This window comes from Bacillus gaemokensis (assembly GCF_001590835.1).
Taxonomy (GTDB): domain Bacteria; phylum Bacillota; class Bacilli; order Bacillales; family Bacillaceae_G; genus Bacillus_A; species Bacillus_A gaemokensis.
This window is the reverse complement of sequence record NZ_LTAQ01000001.1, coordinates 289,491-309,425: the sequence shown is the minus strand read 5'-3', so window position 1 is coordinate 309,425 and position 19,935 is coordinate 289,491. Positions and strand designations below refer to the sequence as shown.

Below are 19,935 nucleotides of genomic sequence, written 5' to 3'. Positions count from 1 at the left end.
CGCTAGAAGGTAACTTTTTTTATTTATTTGGTATGAAGGAATCGTATAAAATGTATCTCAGGGTGAGGAAAAACGAATTGATTTGAGTTTTATTCATTTGTTTTTTCTTGTTTCCCTCGAGCAAATAAATTTTTAAATGATTGAAATAAGTTTTGTTCTTTTGAGGCGGCAATTAATCGTTTTGTATCTTGAATTTCACGTATAACTTGCATGAGCTGTGCATCTCGATTGTTGTCTTTGTGATAAACTTGATTGACAAGCTTATTCATTTTTTCTTCTTGTTTTGCTTCACGTTTATACATATGATTCATTAATAAGTCCATTTTCTCTTTTTGCAATGCGTCTGTTTGAGCTGCGTGATCGACAAGATCTTGGAGCATTTCTTCTTGTTTACCATCTTTAACATAGACTTGTTGTATTAACTCATCTAGCTTTTCATCTTTTAACCGATTTTGGGTAATTAAAGTTGAGTTTTGATGAATGATTGCTTCGTTTAATTGAGCAAGCATTTCAAGTTTTAGCATAAATTCTTCAAAATTCCGACTTTCATCTTTTGACTGTACTTCTTGATTTTTCTTTATCATTGGTGCAGGTGGATTATCTTTTTCCTTTAAAATAATAGGAATTGTTTCTGCAATATCTTCTTGTAAAGTGGCTGCTCGTTCATGGATGGATTTTAATAGTTTCATATCATCCATTTTATATATACGAGCATCAGCCGTTTTTGTAATCATATAACCATGTTGTTCTAACAGCTGACTATATTTTCGAACTATATGTTTCGGGATTCCTGTTTTATTTGTGACATCCTTCGTTTTATAGATTGTCTCCATGACATTTCCTCCCCAAAAAGTATCGTATATACCAATTCCATCTTTTATTTGGACTTCCTTTGAAAAAGAATGTCGGAAGTATAGAAAATTTCTACACAATAAGTGAAAAGTTGCAAAAAAATGAATGTTTTTAGCGTAAGAAAGGGGAAGGGCGAAGATAATGTCTGAAAACATATATAGAAAAAGTTTGTTATAATAGCCTAGGAAAAGAAAGTAGATAAGGAGGTACATACATGAAGCAATTAAAAGGTATTATCATTTCAATTATTGCTATTCTTTCTATCTTAGTTGCTGTTTATGAAGCATTTATACCAGCAGAACCAAAGAATCAGAAAGAAGTTACATATGATCAAGTGCTAGAATTTCCAAAAGAACGTTATCCAGAAACGGGGAAGCATATTGCAGATGCAGTAAAAGAAGGTCATTCGAAAATTTGTACAATTGATCGAAGTGGTGCAGGCGATAGAAGAAAGTTGTCTTTAGCACCATATCCATCAAAGAAAGGGTACGATCGTGATGAGTGGCCGATGGCAATGTGCAAAGAAGGTGGAAAAGGCGCCCATATTGAATATATTAGTCCGGCCGATAATAGAGGGGCAGGTTCATGGGTTGGAAATAAGCTAGACAAATATCCAGATGGTACTCGTGTGAAATTTGTGGTGAAGTAGTAGATAAAAAAGCGCGAAAATCTATTCGAAATCAATGATGAAAGGAAATGATATACGTGGAATTAACAATATCCTATTCGCAATTAATCGTGATGAATCAAGATAGAGAACAACCATATGTAGACTGGACGGATCAGGATTTTGAGAGAGGGTACGCTGAGACCGAAGGAACAATTATTTTTGAAGCGATCTCAGATTATACGTGTGAAATTGAAGCATCTGTTGGAAAACATGTTGAGAACGCAGCTGTAATGAGAACGATATCAGTTCCTTTTACTGTAGGGAATGAGGGGGTTTTTATCAGCAGCATTCTTTCTAATAAACTACATATTCGTATTCCACAAGGGGAATATATGTTAGTGATGCAAGCAACACCAATTGAAGAACCTACAGATGATGAATTATATAAGATCAGGTATGAATTGTTTTTTGAAAAAGAATGAATGAAAAGCCACTATAGTGTGGCTTTTTCTTTTGAATTTGCTACAATGAAAAATGAAATGAGTTGTAAAAATACGCCAAATTAACGGCGTGATTTCATCTCATAGGATCGCCATAAATGAAAAAAAAGCTAGTTGAAAAATAAAAAACAAGGTGTCCTTTAGTGGGACACCCTGTTTTTTATTATCTCGTTATTTACGGGCAGTTATACCCCGTTGATTAAAGTTTCGATTTACGCATTCGTTTTTAGAAGTGCACGAGCTTCTTTGGCAGCTTGAACCATGTGCTCTAAAGCAGGGATGACTTCTTCTGTTCTTCTTGTTTTTAAACCGCAGTCAGGGTTAATCCAGAAGTATTTTGGATCACACACTTTTAAAGATTGTTCTACAATTGTGTACATTTCTTCTTTACTTGGAACACGAGGGCTATGAATATCGTAGACTCCCAAGCCAATTCCTTTTTCGTAAGTTGTATGTTCTAGTGTATGAATAAATTCGCCATGACTTCTTGATGTTTCAATGGAAATAACATCGGCATCTAATGCACGAATTGCATCCACGATATCTTCGAAGTTACTGTAACACATATGCGTATGAATTTGTGTTTCATTCGCTACAGAAGACGTTGCTAGAAGGAATGATTGGACAGCCCATGTAATATATGCATCCCAATCTTTTTCTTTTAGCGGCATTCCTTCACGGAGTGCTGGTTCATCGACTTGAATCACACGAATGCCAGAAGATTCAAGTAATTTGATTTCATGACGAAGTGCTAATGCAATTTGATAAGAAACTTCTTTTCGTGAAATATCATTTCGAACGAATGACCAGTTTAGAATTGTTACAGGGCCTGTTAACATTCCTTTTACAACTTTATCTGTAAGGCTTTGTGCATATGCAGTTTCCTTAATTGTCATACCGTTAATAAATGCAACATCACCGTAAATAACAGGTGGTTTTACACAACGAGAACCGTATGATTGTACCCAACCATTTTTAGTGAAAGAGAAACCAGCAAGTCTTTCGCCAAAGTATTCTACCATATCAGTTCTTTCAAATTCACCGTGAACGAGCACATCAAGACCGATTTCTTCTTGATATCGAATCCATTTCTCAGTTTCTTTTTCGATAAATTGTTCGTATTGTTCGTTTGTAATATCGCCGCTGCGCCATTGTTTACGTGTTTGACGAACTTCAATAGTTTGCGGGAAGCTACCAATTGTTGTTGTCGGAAGTAATGGTAATTGTAAAGCTTCTTGTTGCAGTTCATAACGCTTTTCAAATGGAAGAGGACGTAAGAAATCGTCTTCTTTAAGAGTTGCTCTTGCTGCTTTTACATCTTCACGATTACGTGCAGCTGAAGAGCGAATCGCTTCATGAGCACTGCGATAGGCTGCAAGTTCTGTGTTAATACTTTCTACGCCTTGCACAAGCGCTTGTTTTAAAATAGTAAGCTCTTCTAATTTTTGGTTTGCAAATGCAAGAGCATCAAATAATTCTTTTGATAAATGTATTTCTTCCGTTTTGTCAATCGGAGTGTGCAATAAACTACAAGAAGGTTGAACAATCCAATTTTTCGGCGCAATACGATCTTGTAAAGTGTTAAATAAAGAAAGTACATCATCAAGATCAGCCCTCCAAATGTTACGGCCATCTATACAACCTACAGCTAAAGTTTTGTCAGATGGGAACCCATGAGCTAAAATAGATTTTACATTGCCTTCTTTACCGTGAACAAAGTCCAATCCAATGCCGGATACAGGGAATGTAATGATTTCCTCATAATTTTCTTCTACACTATCGAAATAGGTTTGTAGAATTAGTTTCGCATTTGGAACTTCTTTGTGAATCTCTTCGTAAAGTTCTTTCGCCTCTGCAATTTCTTCTTTTGTTAAAGATGCAAAAATTGGTTCGTCAATTTGTACGACTTTTGCACCTGCCTCGTATAATTCTGTTAATAATTGCACATAAGGTGTAACGAGTTGTTTTAAAATAGTAGTAAATTGATCCTGCTTATATCCTTTTGCTAATTTTAAGAACGTGTAAGGTCCTAATATAACTGGTTTTCCATCAACACCTAATTCTTTTTTCGCTTCTTCATATAAGCGGAGTGGACGATTGTCTTTTAAGGAAATTGTTAATCCTTCCTCATATTCAGGAACGATATAATGATAGTTTGTATTAAACCATTTCGTCATTTCAGAAGCGACGTGATCTTTGGAGCCACGTGCCATTGCAAAATATACATCAAGATAAGATGTGAATTCTGAAAAACGAGATGGAATAAAACCAAGCATATAAGCAGTGTCTAGTACATGATCATAATATGTAAAGTCGCCAACTGGAATTAAGTCAATTCCTTTTTCTTTTTGTGATTTCACGTGTTGTAGACGAATTTCTTTCATTTTTGTTAAAAATTGTTCTTCATTAATCTTATTAGACCAAAAAGCCTCCAACGTTTTTTTCCACTCTCGGTGTAATCCGATACGTGGATAGCCTAAGTTACTTGTTTGAATTGTCATTTTAAATTCCTCCCTAATTGAAAGTAAGCATTTCCGTTTACTCGGAAATGCTTGTAACGAAAAGTGTACAGGAGTAAAAATTAGTCCTATCTTCTCGTTTATAACACCTCATCATCATCCGTGAGTCTATCAGTGTTGTTAAAATAGGCAGGTCTCCTGGCTCATGCTTCATATGATTTCTTTCACCTTCCCGTTTTCACAGTGGTATAGAAAAAGAAGTCTCTGCACTTACAGTGGCGGGACCGCGTTGGAATTTCACCAAACTTCCCTTTTAAACACGAAACAAAAAATTTCGTATACCTATTTTCCTTTTGAAAGGAATTTAACAAGCAAATATGATATTGAAACAAATTTTAACATAATTTTTTAAATTTTGTCTACTGTTTTGAAATAAGAATATTTGCAAGTTTTTAATTCTTATTATTCCGAATGTTTTAATTGTTAAGGTGAAAAAAATGTGGAATGCTATGCTTGTTTAACAAGTAAAATATGAAAATTCGTGTTTAATGAAATAATAGGGAGATAAGGGGGCAAGGAGATGCATGAGGGGATGATAGCGAGGTTCAATTGAAAGAGAAGAAAGGTGAGAGCTAACCATCAGTAGAGGATGAAGCGACCAATGATGGCTAGTTTCACTTTATCCGGCTATTCGTGGACAAGTAAGAATCACAACTCAAAATTCAACAGAAACAAAGAAATTAGGTGGATCAACTGCACATAAAAGCTCGGTTGGTGAGAGCTAATAATCAGTGGGGAATGAAAAACCCCCTCACTGATTAAAGTTTTGCTTTATCTTACATCTGCTCCGATTTCTGAAAGAAGACCAGCACTTGCATCTTTATGTAGCTCATTTAGCCAACGTAATTCAACTGTAATATGCTCAATAACGCTTTTTAAAATATAAAGTTGTGCACGAGAAACGTTTGTTTTACTCTGTTCGTAAATGGACTGCATCATATGTAAATATTGAATCGTGTCATTTCTCTTTTTTTCCAAAATAGGGACGAGTGCTTGTTCATCACCGAAATGAGCGAAGGAGAGAGCGGAATAAATTGGTTTATATATTTGGTTTTTTGCCTCGAATTGTTTTAATAACAAAGCATCAAAAAGTTTTTTTCCGGTCTCAGTTATATGGAAAATCGTTTTATCTGGCCGATTCGTATCTCGTACGACATTCGTAACTGCAATGGCCCCTTGTTTTTCTAATTGTTCAAAGGCGTAGTAAAGGGATCCTTTTGCATATTTAATATAACAATCCATTTGCCGTTCTTTCATGATGTGCTGCACTTCATATGGATGTTTATCTCCTTCGAGTAGTAAGCCGAGAATGACTAATTTCATGCTCATGCTGTCTCAACTCCTGTAATTTAAACTTTATACATATTATAAACGGTATATCTCTTTCGATAAAGAGATATACCGTTATGAATTAACTTACTTGTTTTTGTTTTTTCTTCGCTCCAATTAAGAGACGTTCTTTACCCATTAATGTAATGCAGATAATACTTAAAATCGCGGGAATAAGTGCCCAGAAAAATGTGTCAGCAATAGATAAAGAAAGGGCTTGTTTAATTTCACCTAATATTTGAGATGGGATTTTTTCAGTAGCATGTGGTGATAATAAAAAGCTTGTATCTCCACCTTTTGGTACCATTTTTGCTAATTCTGGAGAGAAAACAGTTTTTAATTTGTCAGTGAAAATATGGTTTTGAATGGTGCCAAAGATTGTCACACCAAGAGTCATACCAAGAGAACGGAAGAATGAGTTTGTTGATGTGGCAGAGCCTCGATCTCTCATTTCTAAATTGTGAATAGATGACATACTTAAAACAGAGAAGGAGAAGCCAACTCCAAGTCCAGCAAGAACCATAAAGACTGTTACAAGTGTACGTGGTGTGTCCATTGTTAAAGTGCTCAGTAAATAGATACCGAGTACAAAGAAAACGCCAGATATTATCATGATATTACGATAACTTGTTCGCGTAGCTAATTGTCCACCTGTTTGGCTTCCAATTACAGAACCAACCATCATCGGTGTTAAAATTAATCCAGCATTTGATGCGGAACCACCAAGAACACCTTGAACGAAGATTGGAATATAAACTGTACAAATAATAAAAGCTGCACCGTAGAAAAAGGCAACACCTTGACTTGCTGCAAATAAAGGTTTTTTAAATAAGTGAAAAGAAATAATTGGCTCTGTAGCTCGTCTTTCCACAAAGAAGAAAATAATAAGCATAATAGCAAATGTAGCAAATAAGCCAAGGATCATATTGGAATTCCATGCATATTCTTTACCACCAAGCTCTAGTGCAAACATTAAGGAAACAATGCTGACTACAAGTGTAATTGCACCAGCCCAGTCGATTTTTTGTTTTCTATATTGTAGAGATTCTTTGTAATACTTAGAAATAAAGAAGAAGGAAATAAGTCCTAATGGAATATTGATATAAAAGACCCAGTGCCAGCTTATATAATCAGTAATATAAGCGCCTAATAAAGGACCAAATACACTTGATGTTCCGAAAACAGCGCCAAATAGACCTGTCATTTTCCCTCGTTTTTCAGGTGGGAATATATCGTACATAATTGTGAATGCGATTGGCATAAGAGCGCCGCCACCAATCCCTTGTATCGCTCTGTAAATACTTAACTGTTCAATGCTTGTTGCTGTACCACAAAGGATTGAACCAAGTAAGAAGAGAAGTAAACCACCAATGTAAAAACGTTTACGTCCGTACATATCAGAGAGTTTCCCGAAAATTGGCATTCCTGCCATTGTTGCTACCATATAAGCTGATGTGACCCAAACGAATTTATCAAATCCCCCTAGGTCTCCAACAATTGTTGCCATTGCTGTTGCAACGATTGTATTATCCATTGCTGCCATTAAAATACCAAGTAACAATCCAGCAACAACAAACTTTGTTTTACGTTCTTTGTTTTGAGATGTTTGTGTCTCCAAACATAGCCCCCCTTTTAGTATAAAAATAAACTAATCTTTTAAAACGGACATATTACTTTAAAGGATATAGTTCATAATTAAGAATGTCTTTATGTACAGTGTGTCTTTCTTTGTGTTGATTTATAAAGAAAGACGGTGTTTGTAATAGCATAAAGAATAGAAATTACAACTTATATTATAGTCAAATTTGACTAAAAGGTAAACTTTTCTTTATTTCAGGTGTTTTAAAAAATACATAACGAATCTTTTAGGGGTTAGTAGAGAAAATAGACTGGTGTACAAAAAATGAATTAGGAAAAGGTTACAAACATAAAGTGTTTAATCAGTGGGGGCTTCATCCCCACTGATTATTAGTCCTTACCAATTGAGCTGTTACGGACAGTTTATCTCCCACCTAACTTCTTTGTCTTCGCTAAATTCTGAAATGGGAGTATACTGCCCGCAAATAGCGGGTTAAAAACTTGTAAAAAGAAATATATGTAGCGAACGGTGTGTTGTCCTGTTATTTAAAATGGTTTTTTCATTGAATTGTCGAATAAGAATTAAAGAGAAAGATAAAGAAGCTAAAAGCGTATATTTTATTGAAAGTAAGTAAGCTGGTGCTTCAGGTGAATAAATCGGATAAGGGGAGTTTATTGATCAGGAAGGCAGAATGAGTTGTATAGGTGATACCATCTGGAATGAGGTGAATTTTTATTATGAAAATATGGAAACGAATTTCGGACCAAGAAATGTTTCCGTTGTTTTTACAACCTGTTGTGTGGATGGAAGGAGGATTTAAGGAAGGTACAAAGAAACAATCTATTCCGAATGTAGGGGGAACATTACAAATTCGTAGTGTACAAGAGAAAGATTTTTCATGTGAACTTGTTTATGATAGGAATGATATTCTATTTATTCAACTAGAGGTTGAGAATAAGGGAAGTGAAGAAATTTCTCGTGTAATTGTGAGCCATATGATTCTTGATCATTTTGCGTATATTCCTAATACATTACAAACAAATAAAGGAACAGGAGAATTCTTATTCCAATTGGTCAGGTGGCGAATTGATAAATTATTGCCAAATGAAAAAGTTCAATTAATTTTTCAGGTGAAAATAGCTCGTGTTCCGGTTCCCGCCTCTATTCTTTTACGTGCTACATATACATTCCAGTATAAGGGATTGGTATATGGGCCACTTCAAACAAAAGAAGCAATATTGATACAACATTAAAAAGGAACCCAAGAAAAGGGGTTCCTTTTTAATGAAGATTGTGTTTCTTTAGTAACTCTTTTTGTTCTAATCCTTTTTTTCCTACGTAGTTATTTTTGTATCCGAAGTATAAAATAAATAAGAATGAAGCAACATTTATAATGGCATCTATTTGATCATTTGTAATAAAAGTAAGACCGAATGACTCGAATAATAGTTTTAATGATAAGAGAAATCCAGCTAAAAAACGAAGGATGTCTGAAATGTTTTCTTTTTGTAACATATTCTTCTCCTTTCTATAGAGGGGATATATTATATATATGAAATAGAAAAGGAAATGAATACAAGCTTTATGAAGAAATGTACAAAGGAGACGTACATTTTTTATTTTGCAGAAAAACATTATTGTTATAGAAACATATAATAGCATGGAAGGAGGTAATGCATGAAACATAAAGGGAAAATTAGTGGTTTGTTGCTTGGTAACACAGTTGCGGTTACAGAGTGGTTGGCAATGCAGGATGTAATCACAAAATTAGATGCAAGGTCTTTTGGAGCGGTACTTATTATTTATATTATACAAATGATACTGAGTTATTATTTTGGACATCGTTACGATCAAAAACAGAATGAAAATAGCGAATTACAAGGGATAAAAAGTAGAGAATTCATGATTGTTTTTTTGGGAAAAGGTAGCCGCTTTGTCTGAAAGAGATGTCCGTAAAATTACCATATATGTTGTTTCTATTAAGGAATAGAGTAAATTAATAGATAGCATGCAAGAGAAAAAATTAAATCAATTGATTCAAAAAGTGGAAAATGTAATGATGAAAACAGTTAGGAAAGGTGATATTGTTACACGGTGGGAAGAAAATAAGTATGTGGTTCTCGCTGTAGATAACGGATATGAAAAATCAACGATAACAGAGCGCTTATCAAAGAATGTTAGAACAGAACTAGAGGATGATGTAGTGAGTATTACGTTTTTATTTGGTGCTGCGACATACCCCTTAGAAGGAAGGTTGTTAGAAGAACTATTAAATAAAGCACAAAATCAATTATATAAGGAGAGAGACTCGAAATAGTGCTTTTCGTAACAAACTCTTCTCTTTTGTTACAAAAAAATGATGTTTTGTAACAAAAGTCTTTAAAAATAGATTTAATCATCATATAATTGTGTTGGATGTGTCAGTACATTTTGCACAATGTTTTTTCATTTAAAAAGTGTAGAGGAAAGCAATCTCTACACTTTTCCTTTTGAGAAAATTATAAGAATATTTGTAAGTTGTTGCGAGTAAGCCTTTACACTGTGTAAAATGAACAAGGAAAGATTGATAGAAAGAGAGAAAGGGAATGGTAGAATGATAGACGTGAGGAGCCGAAGATCACCTTTGGTCAAGAGGCTGGTTATAATTGCTATTGCAATTAGTGCTATCGCGGTAGGGTTTTTCATATTTCAATCCTTTACATCACCTGCAAGAGCTGTAGCAACGCAAGAAAATCCAGTCCATCTTGCTAGTGAACAACCTAAAGTTGGATTGGGCAAAAAAGCACCGGTGAAATTTAATGGGCAAGTGCGCAAAGTAGCATACTTAACGTTTGATGATGGACCGAGTGAATTTCAAAAAGAAATTTTAAATATTTTAAAGAAAAATGAAATAAAGGGAACATTTTTCATGATTGGTGGAAACATTCCATCCCATACAGACAGTGTCAAACGTTTAGTAAAGGAAGGACATTATCCAGGTGTTCACAGTATGACACATGATTATGCGAAACTTTATAAACAAGGACAATTTGTGGAAGAGATGAGACAAGCACAGAAAATTATGAAAGATGTTACAGGGGTTGAACCAAAGCTTGTTCGTTGCCCATATGGAAGTATGCCAGGGTTGAACCAAGCATTGCGGGATCAAATGACTACGGTAAACATGAAAGAGTGGGATTGGACAATTGATTCTTTAGATTGGAAACTACCTGGAAATCCAAATGGTATAATACAAAATGTAATTTCAGGGGTTAAACAAGACCGTGAAGTTATTTTAATGCATGAGAAGAAACAAACAGTACAAGCATTACAAACGATTATTGATGATCTTCGTAAAAAAGGTTATGAGTTTGAAGTGTATGAGGAAACTGCTCATTTTCCATTGAATTTTTGGCATGATGATCGTATATAAGTAGGAGGAAAAGAAGTTGAAATATAATAAAATAGCAATTGTAACGGCGTTATCCATGACTTTATTAGCTGGTTGTTTCGGTCCAAAACCAGAAGAAGAACTATATATCGGATTTGAAAATGCCGCGAAGCAAGAAAAGCCGATGTTTGAAGATGCGAAAAAATTAGAAACATTAGAAAAAGAGGGACAAGCGTTATACATTCAGATTGTGCAAGAAGGAAAAGATAATAACCAAGCTGTAAAAGAAAAGCTAGATCAAGCAATAAAAAATACAGCGGATCGCGGAAAAATACTTGATAAAGAAAAAGATGCATTGAATAAAGCGCAAGAAGAAGTGAAATCAGTTGATAAATATGTAGGTAAAATTGAAGATAGTAAGCTAAAAGAACAAGCAAACAAAGTAAAGACTACATATGAAAAACGACATGAGTCTTTTAAAAAAATGTATGATAATTATAATAAATCACTGAAATTAGAGAAAGACTTATATACAACGTTGCAAGATAAAGGTGCAAAATTAAAAGATATTAGTGGTAAGGTAAAAGCAGTAAACGAATCTTATAAAGATATTGATTCTGAAAAAGATAAGTTCAATGAATATACAAAATCATATAATACAGATAAAGTAGCTTTTTATAAACAAGCAAACATTAAAATAAAGGAAGAGAAAAAATAAAGCAGTTTGGCCATATGGCCAAACTGCTTTATTTTTTTGTATATGCACGGCGATACCAAGGGATTGGTTCGCTTAATTTTTTTTCTTGTTTTAATGCTTCAGGCCCGATATAATCTTGAAGCGTTTTTTTTGCTAGTGCTAAAGAAAGAGTTGTTTTGGGGTTTCGATAGGAAGATTCAAGATTACCAAGATGCGGGAGAATACGAAAATCATCTTTTGTAGGAGGGATATGAAAGAAATAGTCACCTAACCGTACGAGAACATCAGATTGTTGCTGACTAAAACGCGGATTCCTAGAAAAATGTAATCCTTCTTTTATTGCTTTCTTTTCGATAACTAAACGTTCTAAAGCAACCTTTTTTAACCAGTATAAATATTTAGGATTAGTAGCAGCTTTGGCATGTCGGTTCACAACAAAAATAGATTGAGCCAATCGGTTGGTAGAATGCTGTTTTTGGGACTGAGACTGTGGTTGTGAAGGTTTCATAGTAGTTCTCCTTTCTAGTTTTCATCATTATAGCATAAACAAAAGTAGTTTTTATTATATACCAAAAGTGATTGTATATATTTTCAATATTAAAGCAATATTGTTACAAAAAACAACTATTTTGTATAATAGTGATAGGGATGGGTTTTAGAAATTTAATAATGAAAGAGTGAGATGTGTGAAAGATATATTAAAACAGCAATATGCGATTATTGATATTGGTTCAAATACAATTCGATTAGTGATGTATGAAAAAAAGAATGGCGGTTTTTATAAAGAAATTGAAAATACCAAAGTTGTAGCACGATTAAGAAATTATTTAGTAGATGGTGTATTGATAGAAGAAGGTATTGATATACTGCTGCAAACATTACTTCAATTTCAAGAAAGTACAAGGTTTCATGGACTACATCATGTACTTTGCGTTGTGACTGCAACAATTAGACAGGCTGAGAACCAAGAAGAAATTAAGAGGCTGATAGAAGGAAAAACAGATTTTACACTTAGAGTTTTATCTGAATATGAGGAGGCTCGTTATGGTTATTTAGCGGTAATGAATTCAACTTCTTTTGTAGAAGGAATTACGGTTGATATTGGTGGTGGGAGTACAGAGGTGACTTATTTTCGGGATAGAGAAATTGTAGAATACTATAGCTTTCCATTTGGAGCACTTTCTTTAAAACAACAATTTATTCGCCATGAAACACCTATTCCAGAAGAACTGGACGAATTAAGAAGATATTTATGGTATCAATTTCAAACTTTACCATGGTTAAAGGGGGAAAAGTTACCTCTTATTGCGATAGGTGGAAGTGCCCGAAATATGGTGAAAATCCATCAAAACGTAATTTCTTATCCGATAGCAGGTTTACATTTATATAAAATGAAAGAAGCTGACATAAAAGAGGTAAAAGAAGAATTAGCAAATCTCTCTTTTGCAGAGTTGCAAAAATTAGATGGATTAGCAAAAGATCGAGCTGATACGATTATTCCGGCTGTAGAAGTATTTTATATGTTAACAAGTATTGTACAAGCTCCTGCGTTTGTATTAAGTAGAAAAGGACTAAGAGAAGGCGTTTTCTATGAGGAATTAACAAAAAATTTGGGCATTTCTTATTATCCAAATGTGATAGAAGAAAGTTTAAATTTATTATCCTATGAGTATGAAATGGATATGGAATTTGTAGTGCAACTTATTAAACATGGAACGTTAATTTGTAAGCAACTCGAAGAATATCAAATGTTTTCTTTTTCCGAAAAAGACTGGGAGATATTTTCGCAAGCTGCCAAAGTATTTAATATTGGGAAATATATAGATGAAGAGGCGAGTCGTCTACATACATTTTATTTATTAGCAAATAAAACAATTGACGGTATGATGCATAAAGAAAGGGTTAGACTTGCGCTCATAGCTTCATATAAATCAAAAATGTTATTTAAGCAGCACTTGGCGCCATTTGAAGGTTGGTTTGATAAAAGTGAGCAGAAAAAAATTCGATTGTTAGGGGCAGTATTGCAATTTTCTGCAGCTTTAAATGTGAGACAACGAGCACTTATTGAAACGATTCAAGTGGAAAAAAACAAGGAGGGGCTTGTATTTCGTATTGCTTGTGAGGAATCAGCTTTAGCTGAAAAAGTACAAGCAGAAAAGCAAAAAAAACAGCTAGAAAAAGTATTGAAGATGAATATTTATTTAATATTTGAAGGGAAATATTGAGTTGTACGGATGTCTTTACAAAAGTTTTACAATTTAATAAATTGGAATTTGCTACAATAAATGTAAATAAATTATATTGAAAAAGTTTCAAAGGGAAGTGTGAAGAAAATGGAATTACTGAAGGGGAATTCGGTAAATTTAAATGATACTGCTTATTATAATAACCGTGAGTTAAGTTGGCTTGCTTTTAACGAACGTGTGTTGCAAGAAGCACAAGATGAAAGTAACCCGCTTTTAGAAAGATTAAAGTTTATTAGTATCTTTAGTTCGAATCTGGATGAGTTCTTTATGGTACGTGTGGCAGGGTTAAAAGATCAAGTAGAAGCTGGATTCAATCAACCAGAAAATAAGGCTGGGTTAACACCGAAACAACAAATAAACAAGATTGCTACGAAAGCACATGAGTTAATGACAGTTCAGTATAATACATTCAAAAATACTATATTGCCAGCGCTTGGAGTAGAAGGGATTGAGCCATTAAACTTTCAAGATTTAACGAAAGAACAACGGGGATTTATTGAAGAATATTTTGATGAACAAATTTTCCCTGTGCTAACACCAGTGGCAATAGATGCATATCGTCCGTTTCCGATGTTGTTAAATAAAAGTTTAAACCTAGCTACCATTCTGTATGATGAAAAACAGGCTGAAGAAGAGAATCGAACAAAGCTTGGTATTGTTCAAGTACCATCATTACTTGAGCGTTTTATTTTTTTACCAAGTGAAGATCAAAAGCATAAATTTATTTTGTTAGAAGATGTAATTAGCAGTTTTACTCATAAATTATTTACAGGATATAAAGTATCTTCTGTTACTCGCTTTCGTATTACGCGTAATGCTGATTTAACAATTCATGAAGAGGGTGCACGTGATTTATTAAAAGTGATTGAAAAAGAATTAAAAAAACGCAAGTGGGGAGCGGCTGTTCGTTTAGAGATAGGAAAAGAGCATATGGATGAGAGGGTATTAGCTCTATTATATGAAGTACTAGAAGTGAAAGATGAAGATGTATATATGATGGATGGGCCATTAGATTTAACATGTTTATTTTCCTTATATAAAAAATTAGCACCTTTATATGAACATCTTGTTTATCCAGCTCTTATCCCGCAGCCACCGCAAGATTTAGATGATGAAGAAGACGTGTTTGAAAAAGCAATGGAACATGACATTTTACTGCATCATCCATTTGAATCTTTTCAACCTGTTGTTGATTTTGTCCGTGATGCAGCAGATGACCCGAATGTCCTAGCGATAAAACAAACATTATATCGTGTAAGTGGAGATTCTCCTATTATTCAAGCGCTAAAAACTGCTGCGGAAAAGGGAAAACAAGTAACGGTACTTGTTGAATTAAAAGCACGGTTTGATGAAGAAAATAATGTCCATTGGGCGAAGGAACTTGAACAAGCTGGTTGTCACGTTATTTATGGTGTAAGTCATTTGAAAACACATAGTAAAATCACACTTGTTGCACGAAGGAAACACGGGAAAATTGAAAGATTTGTTCATTTAGGGACAGGGAATTATAATGATGCTACGGCAAAATTATATACAGATTTTGGTTATATTACATCCCGTAAAGATTTTGGGGTAGATGCAACGAATTTCTTTAATTACTTGAGTGGTTATACAACAAAACCGCATTTTCATCACTTATCAGTTGCGCCATTTGATATACGCCATCAGTTTATGGAGTTAATAGATGAAGAGATTCGCTATCATAAGCAATACGGTAATGGACGTATTATTGCTAAGATGAATTCATTGACAGATAAGCCGCTGATCCACAAGTTGTATGAGGCATCGCAGGCTGGAGTGAAAGTGGAACTTGTTGTTAGAGGAACATGCTGCTTGCGCCCTGGTATTAAGGCTGTCAGTGAAAATATTCGAGTGATAAGTCTCGTTGGACGTTATTTAGAACATAGTCGTATTTACTATTTTCATCATAATGGGGATGAAAAAATCTACTTATCTTCAGCGGATTGGATGACACGAAATATGGAAAAGCGAGTGGAAATTTCTTTTCCAATTCTAGGTTTCGAAATGAAAGCAAGAATAAAAGCTATTTTGCAGCTTATTTTAGCGGATAATGTAAAAACACGTGAACAAAGTAGAGACGGCGAATATTACTACATAATAAATAGTGGTTCACAAGAAATTGATAGTCAGGTGAAATTGTTTAAGATGGCGTATCAAAATACGGATGCAGAATAATGAAGTAAAGTTTGAGAAGCACTACATAAGATAGTCAAATGAAATGCTAAACGAATGAGATACTCGAAGTTTCTCTATAGTAATGAAAAAAACCTCTTATGTGAATAGGAGGTTTTTTCATACTTTGTATTTCCTTTAAACATCCATTGGAAAATGTGAGGATGGGAGATTATAGTTTTCGGGGATTGTTTGACGAAAATTGGATCCAGATAGAATTATACTGAAAAAAGTGTTAATTTCAATTAATAATAATATGGTTGGCATGGATTTCCATAACAAGGAAATGGAGCCGGTGGTGGATATGGTGGATATGGTGGATAGAAAGGTCTAGGACCAAATGCTAATGCTCCGCCAAGTAATCCGCCAGCAAGTCCGGCTAAAAATGGAACACCGAAGAATGGTAAGAAACGTGAGTCGCCTACTGGGCCAATAGGTACTGAGCGAACTGGAATGTGTTGAAGATATGAGTACATGTAACAACCTCCTTTATTGGACTCATTGTTATCATATGGGAAAAAAGTATGGATGAGCGAGTACAAGAAAGGATATGTCAGAAAATAGGCAAGTGTGCGTTACACATGATTCAATGTAAAGAGTGTAATTTCAGGTCTAGCCATAAAACGGAAGGGAACGCGCGTTCTTCCAAGGCCACGATTTACATAGAGAAGTAAGTCGTGGATAGGATAAAAACCTTCAATATAATGTTTTGCAAGTGCTGGGGTTATGAGTGCACCTAAAAAGGGAATTTGAACTTGTCCACCATGACTATGTCCAGAAAGTTGTAGGTTTACTGGGAATTTAGCGATTTGCGGTGCGATATCAGGTTCATGAACGAGTACGATTGTATAGATATCATTCTTTGCGCGCTGTAAGGTTGCATGGATTTCGGGTTTACCAAGCAACATATCATCTATTCCAAAAATAGAAATTTCACTATTGTCTAGTAGTCGAATCCGTTTTTCAGCATTTTGTAGTAGTTCAAAATCGGCATCATTCATAATTTGATCATAGTATTCTGTTCCATATCCACCGTGGTCATGATTTCCATAGATTGCAAATTTTCCAAAGGGCGCATGAATATTTCGCAAAATGGAAGAGACAAAAGGAGTTTCACTATATGTCTGATAATTATCAATTAAATCACCAGTAAAAAAGACAATATCTGGTGTGGTTTCATTTATTTTGGATACGATGTCAGCTAGGTGCTGAAGAGAAAAATAGTAACCTAAATGCAAATCACTAAATTGAATAATCTTCATACCATGAAAGTTTTTTGGGATAAGTGGGGATTGTAGCGTATGATGCGTTAAGGAAAGAAAATTCGGTTCTATATATTTTGCATAGTAATAGCCAAGGCCAGCTGTAATACAAGTATAGAGACCAGTACGTATTCCTGCTTTTATAAAGTTTCTTCTCGTTATTTGTTTCATAGGAATATGAGCGAGCCTATAGTATACATAAGGAAATTTATAAGGTATACGAACGATTGATTATAGGTCACTTGGCTCTCCTTTCCATTCATTTCTTGTTATAGAATTATATTTTGAGATGTAGAAAAGTAGTATAGATTGTAAGGGATAGGGTAATGAAAGTGATGTTCTTTATTTAAAAGATATCAGAAAAATTTAAAAATATAAAGATTTCTATCAAATAAAATGGTAAAATGAATATGCATTCATTTTTTGAGGAGGGGTTACTTTGAAAGAAAGAGTAGTAATTGTAACTGGTGGTTCAAGCGGAATGGGAAAAGGCATGGCAGCTCGTTTTGCAAAGGAAGGAGCGCGTGTCGTTATTACAGGGCGTACAAAAGAAAAGCTTGAAGAAACACAAAAAGAGATTGAGCAATTTTCAGGACAGGTATTAACGGTACAAATGGATGTTCGAAATATAGAGGATATAAACCAAATGATTGAATATATTGATGAAAAATTTGGACGCATTGATATTTTAATTAATAATGCAGCAGGTAATTTTATTTGTCCTGCAGAAGATTTATCTATTAATGGTTGGAATGCGGTTATTAATATTGTATTAAATGGAACGTTTTATTGTAGCCAAGCAGTAGGTAAGTATTGGATTGAAAAAGGAATAAAAGGAAATATCATTAATATGGTAGCAACGTATGCGTGGGATGCTGGACCTGGTGTTATTCATTCGGCAGCAGCAAAAGCTGGTGTGTTAGCGATGACGAAAACACTTGCTGTGGAATGGGGACGTAAATATGGTATACGCGTCAATGCAATCGCTCCTGGGCCAATTGAGCGAACCGGCGGTGCGGATAAATTATGGATTTCAGAGGAGATGGCAAAGCGAACATTACAAAGTGTGCCACTTGGTCGACTTGGTACACCAGAAGAGATTGCTGGGTTAGCTTTTTATCTATGTTCTGATGAAGCTGCTTACATAAACGGAACGTGTATGACAATGGATGGCGGACAACATTTACACCAATACCCATTTTAAAAGGGATTTTATAAAGTAAAACATGGATATTATCATGTATTCTTGCACGGTCAAATGTGGCGAATTTGTGACATGTAGAAGAAAAGTATTTACAAGAGGTTTTTAATAAGTTATATTTAAGACCTCTTTTTTCTTCATAGTAGAATTGCTAATTCCCCTTAGCATTTTACCCCTCTAATCCCTTCAGGAAAACTGAAGGGATTTTTTATTATTTTTCTATACATACCGTGTTATAATTTTTGAAAAGTAAAGGGAGGGAAACAGTATGGTAGATGCATTAGATGTAATGAGTAATTTGGATAAAGTCCTTCCTTATTATCAAGCTATTTTTAGTGCTGATGAACATACAGTAATTGGATATGAGGTAGTAGGACGTATCCAAACAGAAGAGGGTATACAAAGTCTTTCTTCTTTTTTTCATGATGATTCCGTACCAAGTGAGTTCCAACTCGAAGCAGATAATGTCATTGTAGAAAAAGCATTAGAACGATATTTAGAAACAAATCAAAATTTTTTGTTATTTATACATCGAAGCGCGAACGTATTAATGAATGATGAAGATGAAACTTTACTTCACCTATTGCTATTGTATGAAAAAAAAGGATTGAACTTAGGGCATATTGTTTTAGAAATAACAGAACATGAATGCAAAGAAGATATAGAACAGTTTAATCACTTGCTCATGTATTACCGTACATATGGTATTCAAATTTCGATAAATAAGGTAGGAACTGGTACGAGTAACTTAGAACGAATCAGTGTATTAGCACCGGATATTTTAAAAGTAGATTTAACTAATTTAAGACAAACTGCACTTATACAATCTTATCAAGATATATTATATTCTTTATCTTTATTAGCGAGAAGAATTGGTGCGACATTGCTATACGAAGAAATTGATGCTTTTTACCAACTACAATATGCTTGGAAAAATGGCGGAAGATATTATCAAGGGAATTATTTGAAAGAGTGTTTGCCAGATTTTATCGCGGAAGATATTTTAAAAGAACGTCTTGGTAATGAATGTCATCAATTTATTCAGCATGAAAAGAAAAAACTACAAAAAATTTATCAATTAACGGAAACATTGCGCGATCAAGTTGGGAATGTTTTATCTAAGCAGAAAAAGAACGATGACGTTAATAATTGGTTATTACATTTTAGTCAACATGTATCACGTTATAGTTTTCGTATCTTTATTTGTAATGAAGATGGTTTTCAGCAATCGGGAAACATTATGAAAAAAGATGGTGAATGGGTGATTATGCCAGAGTATTATATGAAAAACTGGAGCTGGCGCCCATATTTTTTAGAAAATATAATGAAAATGCGGTTTGAAAATAAAGCAAGGCTTTCTGATTTATATGCAGATATAGAAACAGGAGAAATGGTACGAACATTTTCTTTTCCAATTGATGATGAACATTTTTTATTTATTGATTTGTCGTATGAGTTTTTATATGAAGAAGATGTTTTATTTTAATGCACGAAGCAATTCGTGCATTTTTTTGTTTGTTTTTATCATAAATTGGTAATAGTGAAAATGATGGTAAAAATGCTGTCTATCATTGTAA

17 protein-coding genes, 1 pseudogene and 1 riboswitch are annotated in these 19,935 nt (G+C 34.2%); of the genes and pseudogenes, 10 read left to right on the top strand and 8 right to left on the bottom strand.

What is annotated here, in order from left to right; genetic code table 11:
- Window positions 1–89 precede the first annotated feature (89 nt).
- Window positions 90–833, bottom strand: a complete 744-nt coding sequence (locus tag AZF08_RS01570; protein ID WP_033672287.1) for a DUF3967 domain-containing protein — start codon at window positions 831–833, stop codon at window positions 90–92.
- 233 nt (window positions 834–1,066) lie between these two features.
- Between AZF08_RS01570 and nucA the strand changes: the two genes are divergently transcribed.
- On the top strand, window positions 1,067–1,501 hold the full coding sequence (nucA, locus tag AZF08_RS01565; RefSeq protein WP_033672286.1) for a DNA-entry nuclease: 435 nt from the start codon (window positions 1,067–1,069) through the stop codon (window positions 1,499–1,501).
- Between the two features lie 56 nt (window positions 1,502–1,557).
- Window positions 1,558–1,944, top strand: a complete 387-nt coding sequence (gene comJ, locus AZF08_RS01560; protein WP_033672285.1) for a competence protein ComJ — start codon at window positions 1,558–1,560, stop codon at window positions 1,942–1,944.
- A gap of 230 nt (window positions 1,945–2,174) precedes the next feature.
- Here the strand turns inward: comJ and metE are convergent, their stop codons facing one another.
- From metE to AZF08_RS01545, 3 genes are all read right to left on the bottom strand, one after another.
- Window positions 2,175–4,463 (bottom strand): 5-methyltetrahydropteroyltriglutamate--homocysteine S-methyltransferase, encoded by a 2,289-nt coding sequence (metE, locus tag AZF08_RS01555; protein WP_033672284.1) that lies wholly within the window; start codon window positions 4,461–4,463, stop codon window positions 2,175–2,177.
- A 129-nt stretch (window positions 4,464–4,592) separates the two neighbouring features.
- Window positions 4,593–4,782, bottom strand: a riboswitch (cobalamin riboswitch).
- A gap of 470 nt (window positions 4,783–5,252) precedes the next feature.
- On the bottom strand, window positions 5,253–5,810 hold the full coding sequence (locus tag AZF08_RS01550) for a PadR family transcriptional regulator (protein WP_033672283.1): 558 nt from the start codon (window positions 5,808–5,810) through the stop codon (window positions 5,253–5,255).
- Window positions 5,811–5,892: 82 nt separating this feature from the next.
- The gene (locus AZF08_RS01545) at window positions 5,893–7,428 is read right to left on the bottom strand and encodes an MDR family MFS transporter (protein ID WP_033672282.1); all 1,536 of its coding nucleotides are present in this window, start codon (window positions 7,426–7,428) and stop codon (window positions 5,893–5,895) included.
- A gap of 698 nt (window positions 7,429–8,126) precedes the next feature.
- Between AZF08_RS01545 and AZF08_RS01540 the strand changes: the two genes are divergently transcribed.
- A complete protein-coding gene (locus AZF08_RS01540; protein ID WP_033672281.1) occupies window positions 8,127–8,642 on the top strand; it encodes a hypothetical protein in 516 nt (171 codons plus the stop codon).
- A gap of 28 nt (window positions 8,643–8,670) precedes the next feature.
- Here AZF08_RS01540 and AZF08_RS01535 read toward each other — a convergent pair whose 3' ends face one another.
- Window positions 8,671–8,904, bottom strand: coding sequence for a phage holin (locus tag AZF08_RS01535; RefSeq protein WP_033672280.1), 234 nt, complete (start codon window positions 8,902–8,904; stop codon window positions 8,671–8,673).
- A 162-nt stretch (window positions 8,905–9,066) separates the two neighbouring features.
- Here AZF08_RS01535 and AZF08_RS01530 point away from each other — a divergent pair.
- The 3 genes and pseudogenes from AZF08_RS01530 to AZF08_RS01520 all read left to right on the top strand — a co-directional run bounded on the left by AZF08_RS01530 (window position 9,067) and on the right by AZF08_RS01520 (window position 11,477).
- Window positions 9,067–9,706 (top strand): annotated as a pseudogene (locus AZF08_RS01530) (diguanylate cyclase domain-containing protein).
- Between the two features lie 276 nt (window positions 9,707–9,982).
- The gene (locus AZF08_RS01525; RefSeq protein ID WP_200875197.1) at window positions 9,983–10,801 is read left to right on the top strand and encodes a peptidoglycan-N-acetylglucosamine deacetylase; all 819 of its coding nucleotides are present in this window, start codon (window positions 9,983–9,985) and stop codon (window positions 10,799–10,801) included.
- A 55-nt stretch (window positions 10,802–10,856) separates the two neighbouring features.
- Window positions 10,857–11,477, top strand: coding sequence for a YkyA family protein (locus tag AZF08_RS01520; RefSeq protein ID WP_051725623.1), 621 nt, complete (start codon window positions 10,857–10,859; stop codon window positions 11,475–11,477).
- A 28-nt stretch (window positions 11,478–11,505) separates the two neighbouring features.
- On the opposite strand, the gene AZF08_RS01515 is transcribed toward AZF08_RS01520, so the two are convergent.
- The gene (locus tag AZF08_RS01515; protein WP_033672277.1) at window positions 11,506–11,964 is read right to left on the bottom strand and encodes a YkyB family protein; all 459 of its coding nucleotides are present in this window, start codon (window positions 11,962–11,964) and stop codon (window positions 11,506–11,508) included.
- Window positions 11,965–12,142: 178 nt separating this feature from the next.
- On the opposite strand from AZF08_RS01515, the gene AZF08_RS01510 reads away from it, so the two are divergent.
- Window positions 12,143–13,681 carry a Ppx/GppA family phosphatase gene (locus tag AZF08_RS01510; RefSeq protein WP_033672276.1) on the top strand — a complete coding sequence of 513 codons (1,539 nt, stop codon included), beginning with the start codon at window positions 12,143–12,145 and terminating at the stop codon, window positions 13,679–13,681.
- A 108-nt stretch (window positions 13,682–13,789) separates the two neighbouring features.
- The gene (locus tag AZF08_RS01505; RefSeq protein WP_033672275.1) at window positions 13,790–15,898 is read left to right on the top strand and encodes an RNA degradosome polyphosphate kinase; all 2,109 of its coding nucleotides are present in this window, start codon (window positions 13,790–13,792) and stop codon (window positions 15,896–15,898) included.
- 242 nt (window positions 15,899–16,140) lie between these two features.
- On the opposite strand, the gene AZF08_RS01500 is transcribed toward AZF08_RS01505, so the two are convergent.
- A complete protein-coding gene (locus AZF08_RS01500) occupies window positions 16,141–16,371 on the bottom strand; it encodes a hypothetical protein (RefSeq protein ID WP_033672274.1) in 231 nt (76 codons plus the stop codon).
- A 99-nt stretch (window positions 16,372–16,470) separates the two neighbouring features.
- Window positions 16,471–17,328 (bottom strand): metallophosphoesterase, encoded by an 858-nt coding sequence (locus AZF08_RS01495; protein ID WP_033672273.1) that lies wholly within the window; start codon window positions 17,326–17,328, stop codon window positions 16,471–16,473.
- Between the two features lie 268 nt (window positions 17,329–17,596).
- On the opposite strand from AZF08_RS01495, the gene fadH reads away from it, so the two are divergent.
- Window positions 17,597–18,361 (top strand): 2,4-dienoyl-CoA reductase, encoded by a 765-nt coding sequence (gene fadH, locus AZF08_RS01490; protein ID WP_033672272.1) that lies wholly within the window; start codon window positions 17,597–17,599, stop codon window positions 18,359–18,361.
- A gap of 265 nt (window positions 18,362–18,626) precedes the next feature.
- A complete protein-coding gene (locus AZF08_RS01485) occupies window positions 18,627–19,844 on the top strand; it encodes an EAL domain-containing protein (protein WP_033672271.1) in 1,218 nt (405 codons plus the stop codon).
- Window positions 19,845–19,935 lie beyond the last annotated feature (91 nt).

Bases quoted from the DNA above. Each gene is read 5' to 3' on its own strand.
- AZF08_RS01485 (WP_033672271.1), top strand. From the start codon at position 18,627: ATGGTAGATGCATTAGATGTAATGAGTAATTTGGATAAAGTCCTTCCT.
- AZF08_RS01525 (WP_200875197.1), top strand. From the start codon at position 9,983: ATGATAGACGTGAGGAGCCGAAGATCACCTTTGGTCAAGAGGCTGGTT.
- AZF08_RS01535 (WP_033672280.1), bottom strand. From the start codon at position 8,904: ATGTTACAAAAAGAAAACATTTCAGACATCCTTCGTTTTTTAGCTGGA.
- AZF08_RS01550 (WP_033672283.1), bottom strand. From the start codon at position 5,810: ATGAGCATGAAATTAGTCATTCTCGGCTTACTACTCGAAGGAGATAAA.
- AZF08_RS01540 (WP_033672281.1), top strand. From the start codon at position 8,127: ATGAAAATATGGAAACGAATTTCGGACCAAGAAATGTTTCCGTTGTTT.
- metE (WP_033672284.1), bottom strand. From the start codon at position 4,463: ATGACAATTCAAACAAGTAACTTAGGCTATCCACGTATCGGATTACAC.
- AZF08_RS01520 (WP_051725623.1), top strand. From the start codon at position 10,857: ATGACTTTATTAGCTGGTTGTTTCGGTCCAAAACCAGAAGAAGAACTA.
- AZF08_RS01570 (WP_033672287.1), bottom strand. From the start codon at position 833: ATGGAGACAATCTATAAAACGAAGGATGTCACAAATAAAACAGGAATC.
- nucA (WP_033672286.1), top strand. From the start codon at position 1,067: ATGAAGCAATTAAAAGGTATTATCATTTCAATTATTGCTATTCTTTCT.
- AZF08_RS01495 (WP_033672273.1), bottom strand. From the start codon at position 17,328: ATGAAACAAATAACGAGAAGAAACTTTATAAAAGCAGGAATACGTACT.
- AZF08_RS01500 (WP_033672274.1), bottom strand. From the start codon at position 16,371: ATGTACTCATATCTTCAACACATTCCAGTTCGCTCAGTACCTATTGGC.
- AZF08_RS01505 (WP_033672275.1), top strand. From the start codon at position 13,790: ATGGAATTACTGAAGGGGAATTCGGTAAATTTAAATGATACTGCTTAT.
- AZF08_RS01515 (WP_033672277.1), bottom strand. From the start codon at position 11,964: ATGAAACCTTCACAACCACAGTCTCAGTCCCAAAAACAGCATTCTACC.